The organism is Vibrio atlanticus, assembly GCF_024347315.1.
In the GTDB taxonomy this organism is placed as follows: domain Bacteria; phylum Pseudomonadota; class Gammaproteobacteria; order Enterobacterales; family Vibrionaceae; genus Vibrio; species Vibrio atlanticus.
Map to the genome: position 1 here is coordinate 1,318,630 of NZ_AP025460.1, position 12,521 is coordinate 1,331,150.

12 protein-coding genes are annotated in these 12,521 nt (G+C 44.4%); 4 read left to right on the top strand and 8 right to left on the bottom strand.

What is annotated here, in order from left to right:
• Positions 1-33: 33 nt before the first annotated feature.
• Positions 34-2,367, bottom strand: a complete 2,334-nt coding sequence (locus OCV30_RS06025) for a YgiQ family radical SAM protein (RefSeq protein WP_065679103.1) — start codon at positions 2,365-2,367, stop codon at positions 34-36.
• A gap of 330 nt (positions 2,368-2,697) precedes the next feature.
• On the opposite strand from OCV30_RS06025, the gene OCV30_RS06030 reads away from it, so the two are divergent.
• On the top strand, positions 2,698-3,378 hold the full coding sequence (locus OCV30_RS06030) for a hypothetical protein (protein ID WP_009846420.1): 681 nt from the start codon (positions 2,698-2,700) through the stop codon (positions 3,376-3,378).
• Positions 3,379-3,499: 121 nt separating this feature from the next.
• Positions 3,500-3,700 carry a DUF4250 domain-containing protein gene (locus OCV30_RS06035; protein ID WP_009846421.1) on the top strand — a complete coding sequence of 67 codons (201 nt, stop codon included), beginning with the start codon at positions 3,500-3,502 and terminating at the stop codon, positions 3,698-3,700.
• A 155-nt stretch (positions 3,701-3,855) separates the two neighbouring features.
• Here the strand turns inward: OCV30_RS06035 and OCV30_RS06040 are convergent, their stop codons facing one another.
• Positions 3,856-4,767, bottom strand: a complete 912-nt coding sequence (locus tag OCV30_RS06040) for a LysR substrate-binding domain-containing protein (protein WP_065679104.1) — start codon at positions 4,765-4,767, stop codon at positions 3,856-3,858.
• Between the two features lie 281 nt (positions 4,768-5,048).
• On the opposite strand from OCV30_RS06040, the gene metE reads away from it, so the two are divergent.
• Positions 5,049-7,397 carry a 5-methyltetrahydropteroyltriglutamate--homocysteine S-methyltransferase gene (metE, locus tag OCV30_RS06045; RefSeq protein ID WP_065679105.1) on the top strand — a complete coding sequence of 783 codons (2,349 nt, stop codon included), beginning with the start codon at positions 5,049-5,051 and terminating at the stop codon, positions 7,395-7,397.
• Between the two features lie 101 nt (positions 7,398-7,498).
• Here metE and OCV30_RS06050 read toward each other — a convergent pair whose 3' ends face one another.
• The 6 genes from OCV30_RS06050 to OCV30_RS06075 all read right to left on the bottom strand — a co-directional run bounded on the left by OCV30_RS06050 (position 7,499) and on the right by OCV30_RS06075 (position 11,184).
• Positions 7,499-7,897 (bottom strand): GspS/AspS pilotin family protein, encoded by a 399-nt coding sequence (locus OCV30_RS06050; RefSeq protein WP_029223165.1) that lies wholly within the window; start codon positions 7,895-7,897, stop codon positions 7,499-7,501.
• 1 nt (position 7,898) lies between these two features.
• Positions 7,899-8,195, bottom strand: a complete 297-nt coding sequence (locus OCV30_RS06055) for a YciI family protein (protein WP_012603655.1) — start codon at positions 8,193-8,195, stop codon at positions 7,899-7,901.
• Between the two features lie 209 nt (positions 8,196-8,404).
• Positions 8,405-8,803 carry an acyl-CoA thioester hydrolase YciA gene (yciA, locus tag OCV30_RS06060; RefSeq protein ID WP_017098521.1) on the bottom strand — a complete coding sequence of 133 codons (399 nt, stop codon included), beginning with the start codon at positions 8,801-8,803 and terminating at the stop codon, positions 8,405-8,407.
• A 195-nt stretch (positions 8,804-8,998) separates the two neighbouring features.
• Positions 8,999-9,601: a septation protein A gene (locus tag OCV30_RS06065; RefSeq protein WP_065679106.1), complete on the bottom strand. Its 603-nt coding sequence runs from the start codon at positions 9,599-9,601 to the stop codon at positions 8,999-9,001.
• Positions 9,602-9,762: 161 nt separating this feature from the next.
• Entirely contained in the window at positions 9,763-10,011 is a 249-nt protein-coding gene (locus tag OCV30_RS06070) for a hypothetical protein (protein ID WP_012603658.1), read from the bottom strand.
• 285 nt (positions 10,012-10,296) lie between these two features.
• Positions 10,297-11,184 (bottom strand): LysR substrate-binding domain-containing protein, encoded by an 888-nt coding sequence (locus tag OCV30_RS06075; protein WP_012603659.1) that lies wholly within the window; start codon positions 11,182-11,184, stop codon positions 10,297-10,299.
• Positions 11,185-11,365: 181 nt separating this feature from the next.
• Between OCV30_RS06075 and hisC the strand changes: the two genes are divergently transcribed.
• Positions 11,366-12,517 carry a histidinol-phosphate transaminase gene (hisC, locus tag OCV30_RS06080; protein WP_065679107.1) on the top strand — a complete coding sequence of 384 codons (1,152 nt, stop codon included), beginning with the start codon at positions 11,366-11,368 and terminating at the stop codon, positions 12,515-12,517.
• Positions 12,518-12,521: the final 4 nt, after the last annotated feature.

Genomic DNA, 12,521 nt, shown 5'->3' on the forward strand with positions numbered 1-12,521 from the left:
TTTTTACCATAGCGAAGTCAATGGGTTGCTGTCTTAACGTTGTGCTGCGCGTTGGCGATTCTTGCCGTTACTCACAGGTTTACCACCTTGACCATTACCCGCTTTGTTACGGTTTGGCTTGCCATTCCCGCCGCTATTGCCTTGAGATTGCTGACTAGCAGGGGCTTTTTTGATGAAGCCCGTCGCTGGTTTATGCGCGTTACCATTGCCGTTCTGCTTTCCGTTGCCCTGATTGCCATTACCTTGGCTACCCGTTGGCTTCTTACCGCCCGGTTTTGGCTTATTGCCACCTGGCTTAGGCTTATTGCCTCCAGGCTTAGAATGGTTACGTGGGCTTTCGCCACCAAGACCTGGTTGAGACTTACTGTGCTTAGTCGCAAAGCGCTGTGAGCCGTGACGACCAGACTTACGACGCTGCGCCGGTGTCTGAGCTTCAAAATCTTCTTCTGGTACTAGACAGTTTGCTTTGTCACCAATTAGGTGTTTTTTACCCATGCTGATCAGCGCTTCACGGATGATCTTCCAGTTTTCAGGATCGTGGTAACGAAGCAGCGCTTTATGCAGACGACGTTGACGATCACCTTTCGGTACAGGAACATCTTCACGCTTCTTATATTTCACGCGTTTCAGAGGGTTGGTCTCTGAGTAGTACATCGACGTTGCATTACACATTGGCGATGGATAGAAGTTCTGTACTTGGTCACACTCGTAGTTGTGCTTTTTCAGCCACATTGCAAGGTTAAGCATGTCTTCATCTTCTGTGCCCGGGTGAGCAGAGATGAAGTAAGGAATTAGGTACTGTTTCTTACCGGCTTCAGCGCTGTATTTCTCGAACATCTCTTTGAAACGATCGTAAGTGCCCATACCCGGCTTCATCATCAGATCCAGTGGACCTTTTTCAGTATGCTCTGGAGCAATCTTCAAGTAACCACCAACGTGGTGAGTCACAAGCTCACGAACGTATTCTGGAGATTCAATCGCTAAGTCGTAACGTACACCAGAAGCGATCATGATCTTCTTAACGCCCGGTACTTTTCTCGCAGAGCGGTACAGGTCGATGGTGTGTTGATGGTCTGTGTTTAGCTTTTCACAGATTTTCGGGAACACGCATGATGGACGACGACAGTTAATTTCTGCTTTAGGATCTGAACAACCTAAACGGTACATGTTCGCCGTTGGGCCGCCCAAATCAGAAATAGTACCGGTGAAGCCCGGCACTTTATCTTTAATGTCTTCGATTTCATCCAAGATAGATTCTTTCGAACGGTTCTGGATGATGCGACCTTCGTGCTCTGTGATTGAACAGAAAGAACAGCCACCAAAACAACCACGCATGATGTTAACCGAGGTTTTGATCATGTCGTATGCAGGGATTTTCGCTTTGCCGTACATAGGGTGCGGAACACGCTTATAAGCAAGGCCAAACACGTAGTCCATCTCTTCTGTGGTCAATGGAATCGGCGCTTGGTTAACCCAAAGTTCGCGATCACCGTGACGTTGAATCAAAGCTCGACCTGAGTACGGGTTTGTCTCAAGGTGCAGAATACGGCTAGCGTGAGCGTAAAGAATACGGTCATTGTTTAGCTTTTCGTAACCTGGGATACGAACCGCGGTTGTTTTTGCGTCGTGACGAGAAGGACGAATAGTAATAGGTTGCGCTTTTACTTCTTCTTTTTCGTCTTTCTTAGTATCACACTGGGTTTCAACTTCGTAAGGGTTAACCGGAACGTACGCTTTGTTCGGCTTTTCGATACGAGAAGAGTCAATGATCTTGAAGCCTTCTGGGGCAGCAGGAAGATTGATAGCAGTACCGCGGATATTGGTCAGCGTAGACATGTCTTCGCCATCGGCAATGCGGTGTGCCACTTCAACCAGTGCACGCTCAGCGTTACCAAAAAGAAGAATATCTGCTTTTGCGTCAAACAATACAGAGCGACGAACTTTATCTGACCAGTAGTCGTAGTGAGCCACACGGCGCAAACTTGCTTCGATACCACCAAGAACGATTGGCGTGCCTTTGTAGGCTTCGCGACAACGTTGGGAATAAACTAGAGTTGCACGGTCAGGACGCTTGCCACCTTCGTTGTTTGGCGTATAAGCATCATCGTGACGTAATTTGCGATCAGAGGTGTAGCGGTTGATCATGGAGTCCATGTTACCCGCTGTAATGCCGAAGAATAGGTTAGGTTTACCTAGCTTCATGAAGGCGTCTTTATTGTCCCACTTTGGTTGCGCAATAATGCCCACGCGGAATCCTTGAGCTTCAAGAAGGCGACCAATGATAGCCATGCCAAAGCTCGGGTGATCGACATAAGCGTCACCAGTTACAATAATAATGTCACAGCTATCCCATCCAAGAGCATCCATCTCCTTTCTACTGGTAGGCAAAAAAGGTGCAGTTCCGTAGCACTCGGCCCAGTATTTTTTGTGTTCGTGAATAGGAGTGATATCGCTGTACATATTTCAACCTCTGATTTTTGAGGCGGGAATTATAGCGGCATGAGACTAGACTAGCCAGTAGAACATGCCCATGTTAGTTTTGATGTCTTTCGTGTTTTTACGGTAAATGGCGACAGAAGAGCCATACATCAGCATAGTTGAAGCCTTGAATCTCGTCTCTAATTTATGATTTTGATTAGTGTTCGCACCAGTTTTTGATATTATTCGCGAAAATAAGTTTGAAGAAGTAGATCCACAATGGTCGAAACGTTATTAGTACAATTTGCTCCGATGCTATTAGGAGCCCAACTGATCTTAACCCTCATCTTAGTGAAAGGGGATATTTGCCCGGGACAACGTGGCCGCATTCACAAGATGTTGCCTGCAATTGGCGTGCTTTGGCTTGCCGTTGCCTCATTAAGAATTGAAGCATTTCTTGTCGTGTTCGCGATCTTTTATTTCTATTCTCAAGTTCAAACCAAGAAGACTCGAGATTCTGGCCCTATTTGGGTGATGTATTTAGCTTGTGGTTTAGCACTGTCATACGTTGCTATACAAGCGACGGAGCAAGCAACCACAGTCGGTATTATTAGCACTTTATTACTCGTGGTTTTATTGGGGGCAGCGTTTGGTCATTTACTGCTGACGATTGCAAGAACACGCTTACAGGCTTTTCACCGTGTTCTGCCCGTTGTTGGTGTGCTGACGGGGATGTTGGTGGTTTTGGCGACGGTCATCAATGTTTACTCTCTGTCTGAAGCTCAATTAGAGCCCATGATTTCAACTCTGCTGTTTAGCTTTGCTTTGCTAATCTCAGCTATCGTGGTGTGGTGTTGGCATTTATTGTTCGTTAAAACCCCTGAAAAGCTTCAGCTGACTATTTCATTGTTGATGTTATTGGCGGCGGCTGTTGGTTTAACGCCAGTTTGGGCGATGTAGGCGGTTACTGATCTCACAAGCCTTTCGGTGTTGAATCGAAAAAGTGTGATCTGTTTTTTAGCGTGGTGTTGGTAAGCGTTCTAAACTTAAATCTAGTCGGTGTGTTCGTTAGGAGTACGGGATGGATTTAAGCAACGTCAAAGGTTTCGATAGCATTATTTTGCTGGGAATCGTGAATGAAAAACTTCGCTTAGAATGCGATAGCTTTGAAGAGCTGATCAGTATGTATGAAATGGATATAGAAAGTGTTGTAGGCAAGCTTGATATGTTGGGCTATCAATACGATCCATTGACTAACCAGTTCAAGTCTTACTCAAGATAAGCTCACAATGAGAGTTTCTTCTATCGCGAATTAACACTCATTGCCTGTTGTCGGTATTGGAAATAAAAAAGTCACAGATAATCTGTGACTTTTTTGTTTTTGGCGCATACCTATCAGGTTCAACGCATGCATAAATTAACCCAACAACGAGTCTCTTAAACGACCTCAATGCCATCTAGGTGACTCTTACTTTGCTGTCTTGCCGTGCTAAAGAAAGCTTGTAGGTAACGTTTGTCTTTTTCTGAGTTTCTTACCGCTGCGAACAACCTTCTTGAAAGCCCGTTACCCAATGGTTTACTGGCGATTAACCCTTGTCTCGAAAATTCACTGATTGCCCAATTTGGCAACGCAGCAACCCCTAAGCCTGCCGATACCATTTGCACCAGCATCAATGTGTTGTCTGCTTGTTTCCATTTCTTTGGTTCAACGCCTGCTGGTTGCAAAAAGTGTTTCACTACATCGAGACGCTGCTTTTGAACCGGATAAGAGAGCATCGTAATATCACTAAGATCTTGCGGTTCAATACTCGGCTTTTCGGCTAAAGGAGAGTTGATCGCGGTGATCAAACGCATCTCAAAATCGAAAAGCGGTTCGTAGTGAACTTCAGAACGGGGCTGTATATCAGAGGTGATCACCAAATCGAGTTCTCCAGCCATCAATGCCGGTAGAGGCTCGAACCCAAACCCTGACGAGAAATCTAAGGTCACGCTTGGCCAAGCAACTTGGTATTCCTTCAAAGCGGGCATTAGCCATTGGAAGCATGAGTGACACTCGATCGCCATGTGCAATCGGCCATTCACATCCTCTTTTAGGCTTGCGATTTCGTTTTCAGCTTTTGCGATTTGTGGCTGTATCTCATCAGCCAGTTTTAACAAAATTTCGCCTTCCGAGGTAAATTTAACCGGCCTTGTTTTACGCAAAAAGAGCTGACCGCCAATACGGGCCTCAAGGTCTTTCAACTGGTGAGAAAGTGCCGACTGAGTCAGATGAAGAGAAGTTGCAGTCGCGGTTAGCGAGCCGCTGTCTCTCAAGGTGGTCAATGTCCGAAGGTGTTTAAGCTCTATCATGAGTATTCCTCATATTCCCTAAGCCAATTCAATATTTCTTAATAATCACCCTACGGTGTTTTCTTTCATTTGTAAACGTCTAGATGTCCAGATGGATTTAATAAATTAGCAGTTAGATTATCAAAGATGAAAATTATTAATAAACAAGATGAATATTTGGACCTTGTTCATCGTTCAGATTAGGGAGATAGTTTAGCCATCCAGACGCCTCGGTTGAAAGTTAAAACTACGGACTAAACCGTCTGACCGGAAATTAAAATTATCGAATAAGGAACAGACACATGACGACAACAACGCATATTCTTGGCTACCCACGTATCGGTGAAAAACGCGAACTCAAATTCACTCTCGAGAAGTACTGGCGCGGTGAGATCGATCAATCTGAGCTCAAGCAGACCGGCAGTGAATTAAGAAATCGTAACTGGAATGTACAAGCTGACGCGAATCTAAGCTTTGCAACTGCGGGTGACTTCGCATGGTATGACCATGTACTAACTACGACTCTACTTCTAGGCCACGTTCCCAAGCGCCATGCTGGTGGATCAGAAGATGAAAAAGCCTTCCCAGATTTAGATACCTTGTTCCGCGTTGGTCGTGGTCAGTCTCAAGTTCAATCTACTTGCTGCGGTGGTTCGCATACGTCGAATGATGTCACTAAAGACAGTTCAGCTGCTTCTGACATGACCAAGTGGTTCAACACTAACTATCACTACATTGTTCCTGAGTTCAGCAAAGATGACTCTTTTGAAGTAAGTTGGCCTCAACTGTTTGATGAAGTGAATGAAGCGATTAAAGCAGGACACAAAGTTAAGCCTGTACTCCTTGGGCCACTCTCTTACTTATACCTAGGCAAAGAAGTGGAAGATGGGTTTGACCGCTTATCTCTACTTCCTCGCCTTCTTACCGCGTATCAAGCCATTTTGGCAAAGCTCTCAAAGCTTGGCGTAGAGTGGGTCCAAATTGATGAGCCAATCCTGGCTTTGGAGCTTGATAATCAGTGGGTAGATTCATTCAAGCTGGCTTACCAAGTGATTCAAGGCGATGTAAAACTACTACTTACCACTTACTTTGATTCGGTCACAGATACATTAGATAAAATCGTAGATCTGCCTATCAACGGCTTACATATCGACTTAGCAGCAGCACCGCAGCAACTCGATGAAGTGGTTAATAAACTACCGGAAGATTGGGTACTTTCTGCGGGTGCAATCAATGGACGCAATGTGTGGCGAGCTGACTTAGCCGCGCAGCTTGAGTTACTGCAACCTGTGAAAGACAAACTAGGAGATAAGCTTTGGATCGCAAGTTCATGTTCATTGCTGCATAGTCCTGTTGATTTGGAGTTAGAAGAAACGCTTAGCGAAGAAGTGAAGAGTTGGTTTGCCTTTGCAAAACAGAAAGTGACCGAGGTGAGCTTGTTGGGTGCGGCGTTAGACGGCGATCAAAAGGCCATTTTGGCGTGTGAGACTTACAGCCAACCAATTGTTGCCCGTAAGAGCGCGATTCATGTGAACAAGCCACAAGTTCAGGCTCGTATCAATACCATTACCAAAGCACTGGCAGAACGCAGTGCTCCATACGCAGAGCGTGCAGCGCATCAGTCTGAAGTTCTCGGCTTACCGCTGTTACCAACCACAACCATTGGTTCGTTCCCACAGACAGGAGAGATTCGTCTTCAGCGTAGTGCTTACCGAACTGGCAAACTGAATGAAGCGGAATACACAACCGCATTGAAAGGTCATATTGCTGATGCGGTTAAACGCCAAGAAGCCTTAGATTTGGATGTGCTTGTGCATGGCGAGGCGGAACGCAATGACATGGTGGAGTACTTTGCAGAAAACCTAGCAGGCTTCCAAACCACTAAGTTTGGTTGGGTACAAAGCTATGGCTCTCGCTGCGTGAAACCGGCGATTGTGGTTGCGGATATCGAGCGTGAAAAACCAATGACGGTCGAGTGGTCGACTTATGCGCAATCCCTGACCTCGAAACAGATGAAAGGCATGCTGACCGGACCAGTCACTATTCTATGTTGGACATTCCCTCGTGAAGACATCTCACGCAAAGAGATCACTAACCAACTGGCGTTTGCTCTACGTGATGAAGTGTCTGATTTACAAGACGCAGGTATTAACATAATCCAAATCGATGAGCCTGCTATTCGCGAAGGTTTGCCTTTGAAAAAACGCGACCATGCAGAGTACTTAGAATGGGCAGTGGATGCCTTTAAGATCTCAGCGGCGAGTGCTAAACCAGAAACTCAGATTCATACCCATATGTGTTATAGCGAGTTCAACGAGATCATTGATTCAGTGGCCGCGCTAGATGCCGATGTGATTACCATTGAGACTTCTCGCTCGAACATGGAATTGCTGAAAGCGTTTGAAGAGTTTAACTATCCGAATGCGATTGGACCTGGCGTTTATGATATTCACTCGCCAAACATCCCTTCAGAAGAGTGGATTGTAGATTTACTTAAGAAAGCGGCAGAAAAAATACCTGCAGAACGTTTGTGGGCAAACCCTGATTGCGGATTAAAGACTCGTAACTGGGCAGAGACAGAAGCGGCACTTACTAACTTAGTTTCGGCGACGAAGACACTGCGTAAAGAGTGGGGATCCGCTGAGGCATAATTTAGTCTAAGATTTGATTGACCCTCTACTCCACGATGAACCACAAAAAAGGCCTCGCATTTGCGAGGCCTTCTGGTTTTATGCTTGTTCGAATATCGAATCTAGCTGCTGCTCTGGCAAGTCTCTTTGCTGATCAGCTTTTCAACCATCAGTTGTCCGCGTGTATTGCGAATTTTGATGTTGTAAGCTAAGCCCATGTCGAGGTTAGCTCTTACTTCAGAGTTGGTGCAGTAGCTATTCACACTCATATCTACAACTTGGTTTAAAGGCTTAGCACCTTTTGCATCTTGGTTGTAGATCATCATGATTTCGACGACAGTATTTTTTGCTAGCACACGCATGATAGAGAGTGGACCATACTCAATAGGTAGGCCGGCAGATAAAACGCCCGCACGATGGTGAGCCATCATCTCTAACTGTCTTTGTTTGTCTTGTTCACTTGATGAGCTACAGCCTGCGAGTAGGGCAATAGCCAGTGACCCAATAATCCATTTTTTCACGTTAAAATACTTTCTTGAATGGTTTAACAATTACATTCTGGTAGACACCAGCAGCGATGTACGGGTCTGCATCAGCCCATGCTTGTGCGTCTTCCAAAGAGTTGAATTCAGCAATAACAGTAGAGCCTGTGAAGCCTGCTTCGCCAGGGTTATCTGAATCAATGGCTGGCATTGGGCCTGCTGTTAACAGTCGGCCTTCATCGTGAAGTGTTTGTAGGCGTTCTAGATGTTGTGGGCGAACACTTAGGCGTTTTTCTAATGAGTTTTCGACGTCTTGAGAAAAAATTACGTACCACATGTTGAGATATCCTTATGTTACTTCACTGAATTAGAGCGATTAAATTAGTTATCTGGCTAATTTACGCGAACTAATTGGTATTGGAAGAGCCAATGATAAGAAATTGTGAATTGGTGCGAGGTGAATTGGTACAAGAGAATTGTATGGTCTCTAGTAATTTCATTTATAAAAACTAAAGACCATCGACATCATGAGCTCAACGAAAATTGCTATTTTTTGATTGGGCGAGGTTTACCGCTTTCGTCTACAGCAACGTAGTTGAATGTCGCGCCACAAACTTTATAGCGATCACCAATGCCGTGATCAAGTACTGGCTTAACCCATACTTCTAGGTCGATATTCATCGAGCTGCGACCAATCTTGGTGCAGTCGCCATAAACACAGACTACATCGCCAACCGACACTGGCTGTTTGAATTCGATGCTTGATACTGACACGGTGACTATTTTTCCGTTTGAGATCTCTTTAGCCAATATTCCGCCAGCCAGATCCAGTTGAGACATTATCCAACCACCGAAAATCTGGCCTGCTGCATTGGTATCAGAAGGCATCGCCAAAGTGCGAAGAAGTAAAGAACCAATCGGGTTCAAAGTTGATTGAATAGTCATTGTTGTACTCTTAATGGTATTGATTGTTTTAAATTTAAATAGATGTGTTTGCGGGGTTCGCGGTGGTCGTATTTTTAACGTATTCACCGAACACAAACAATCAGTGGCCAATGATCACGAGTATCATTGGCCACTGTTAAATCGCATATTGATAATAATTGTATCAAAAAGGGGATGAGGACTCATCCCTAAGGGTTATTTCTCGTCGGTATTTTTACCTGAGAGCTCTTGTTGCTTATCGTCTTGTGTTTCTTGATCTTTTGACGGAAGCGTGTCTTTTGGTAAATGTTTATAGATATAAACGCCCGTTAGTAAGGTAAATGCAAAAGTAGCGATCAGTAAGCCAAACACTTTGAAGTTGACCCACACATCCAATGGCAGGTTGAAAGCAACGTAAACATTGAGGATCGCACACAATGTGAAGAACAGAGTCCAAGCCCAGTTGATCTTGCCCCATACTGCTTCAGGAAGAGAGATCTCTTTACCCAACATGCCTTTAATCGCTGATTTGCCCATTAGGTGACTGACTGTAAGGCCGATAGCAAATAGCGCATAAACGATGGTCACTTTCCATTTTATGAAGTTGTCATCATGCAAAAAGATGGTCATGCCACCAAATACGGCAACCATTAGAAAGGTGATGATCTGCATTTTTTCTACTTTCTTGTAGATGATGTACGTCAAAATGATTTGTACTGTGGAAGCAACAATCAATGCACCTGTAGCCGTGTAGATGTCGTACATCTTGTAAAGCGCAAAGAAAATAATGAGAGGAATGAAATCAAGAATTTGCTTCATGTGACACTGACTATCCAGTTAGTTGAGTTGCAGACAGTCTAACCAAAACTGTCTCGATGCTAAATAGCTCGAGACAATTGGATGCCAATTAATTACATCTAACCGTTTTGGCGAGTTTAACCCCAATAAAGGATTGAAGCGCCCAATCGAGATTAAGAACGTTATTGCATTGATGTGGTTTGGTAGCGAGGTATTAGCTTCTTGATATCTTCAAGGTAACCTTCGCTCTTTAAACTGTCTAAGGTATTCTCGAGCTCTTGTTCACTCATGGCAAAACATGTCGATTTGCCGGTCGTTAGGTCAAGGTATTCGTGATATTCACGCTCTGTGAAGTGGCCAATTCTGTCCATTAATAGGGTTTTAATTCCATGGTGAATTAAGCCGTAATATGTATGTCTTTGTAAGGTCATAGCCTATCCTCCGTGACAAGCTGCAATGTTATTGGTGCAACCTGCTGTATATTGGTTGGGTTATCTATGACAAAGCAATTCGAATGCCATTTTATCCATTGGGATAGAATTTCTGACGTAAAAAGTTGAATTAATTTTCTTTTCAACTAGTTAAAGAAACGTCCGTTCTAAACTCTAAACACCAATACGTAGCTACCGGAAAATAGTTTCATTTTGAGAAGGGTAAAATTCTCATTATGACGATCTATTAAAGCTACAGTGGGGACTTACCAAAGATGATTGCCGCTAATCGACGAGCCAATCAACCAGCGTAGATAAAGATGTATTTTGTCGATTCTTGGGTTGCAGTAAGAAGTAACCATTTCCAGAGAAGACACTGCCTTCACTCACTTTCACCAATCTACCCAAATCAATATCTTGCTTGGCCAGTGTGATGTCGCCTATGGCAATACCAAACCCTTGAATGGCTGCGTTCATCGCTTGATCGAGCGTCGCGAATTGTTGGTTGTTCTTGCTTGAAAGGTCGTGGCTGCCTATGTGTTCCAACCAAAGCCGCCAATCACTCTGCTCATTGTTGGCGTGCAACCAAGTGTATTGGGCGAGCTGATGTGGCTTGATGATGGTCGACGCGTCGTTGACAAGATGGCTTTGCGTAATGCTTTGCGCTTGGCAAACGGGCGCTAGCTGCTCGTTAAACAATAACTGGCTGATAATCGATTGCTGGTTTGGCTTCTTACCATAGGTAATTACGGCGTCAAACGGGTCAAAGCTTGGTTCGAAGACGTGCTTGATGGTCGACGTGAGTTCGACATCAATTTCAGGATAGGCTTGCTGAAAAGACATCAACTTAGGCAGTAGCCAAGAGGTGATACAACTTGGTGCGTTGAGCTTGATCTTCGATGGAGAGCTGGCAATTTGATTTAACGCCGATTGCAGTTGTTGGATGGTATCTTGAATCAGCGGAACCAGTTCTTCTCCCTTAGGTGTTAATGACAACCCGCGAGCATGTCGGTAGAAAAGATCGCAGCCAAGACTTTCTTCAAACGACAATACCTGACGACTCACTGCACCTTGCGTAACATTGAGCTCATGTGCCGCGCGCGTAAAGTTGAGATGCCTTGCCGTAGACAAAAATGCGAGCAAGGTTTTGGTTGAAGGAAGTGTGCGATTCATATCTTTACCTATGAGTTTTTATCATGGCTATTATGTGATTATTTCGATTCATTTATCAATGGTGTTCTGTTTGAATGTAAATACTTACTCATCATTAGTGATTCAATATGTGTATAAGTCACATTTTTTGAATATGAAGGCAATGATGAAGACATTGTGATTTTGTGAAAGGGATAGCTTCTTGACATCTTTTATTGATAGCTTAGTGCCTCAGGCTGTAAAAAAATTAATACCTTATCAATCGGCAAGAAGAATTGGTGGTGATGGACGTGTCTGGCTAAACGCTAATGAATTGGAAAGCCCGCTGTTTCAAGGAGAAGCAAGTCACAACCGATACCCGGACTTCTTACCACAAGATATTGCTAAGGCTTACCAAGATTACTGTGGCACTGATGCCGCGACGGTTGCTGTCCGTGGTGCAGATGAAGCGATTGATTTGCTGATCAGAACATTCTGTAAACCGGCGAGCGATAACATACTTATCTGTTCTCCAACGTATGCGATGTATGAGTTTTGCGCCGATGCATTGGCGATTAATACCTTAGACTCTCCATTGCAGGAAGACTTCAGCCTTAATGTTGCTGATATCGTGAATAAAGCGGAATTGGCTAATATCGTGTTTCTTTGCTCACCAAACAACCCTACGGGCAATGTGATCCCTAAATTGGATTTGATTCAGGTACTGGAAGGCACGATTGGCAAGTCGCTAGTGGTAGTCGATGAAGCGTATATCGAATTTGAACCACAAACGTCAGCGGTGAGCCTTATTGCGCGTTATCCGCATTTGGTTGTGATTCGCACCTTGTCTAAGGCGTTTGGGTTGGCTGCGGTTCGTTGTGGCTTTATCTTAGCGAGTCAAAATGTGATGCAGTATGTCGCGAAGTTGATTCCACCTTATCCGATGCCAGATTGCTCATCTCAAATTGTACTAGACGCATTGTCTGATGAACGAATTGCGTTGATGGAAAGCGCGACGTTAAAGTTGGTCGAATTGCGTAATCGGTTTGCTTGTGAGCTAACGCGGTTTGAATTTATAGAACAGGTTTATCCGTCATCGACCAATTTCGTTTTGCTACGTCAAAAACCGGGGCACCATGTGTTTAGCGTATTGGCGAAGGATGGCATTGTGACAAGGAACCAAAACCACGAACCTGCTTTGCGTAACTGTGTACGAATCAGTATTGGTAGCCAAGAGAGCATGCTAGAAGTGATAACGTCACTAACACGCTACCAAACCGAGCTGCAACAGAATCAACAAGATCAGCAGAAGCGACAGGAGCAACAAGAACAATATATAGAAACTCAAACTCAACTCGATAAAGATCATATCTAGGATG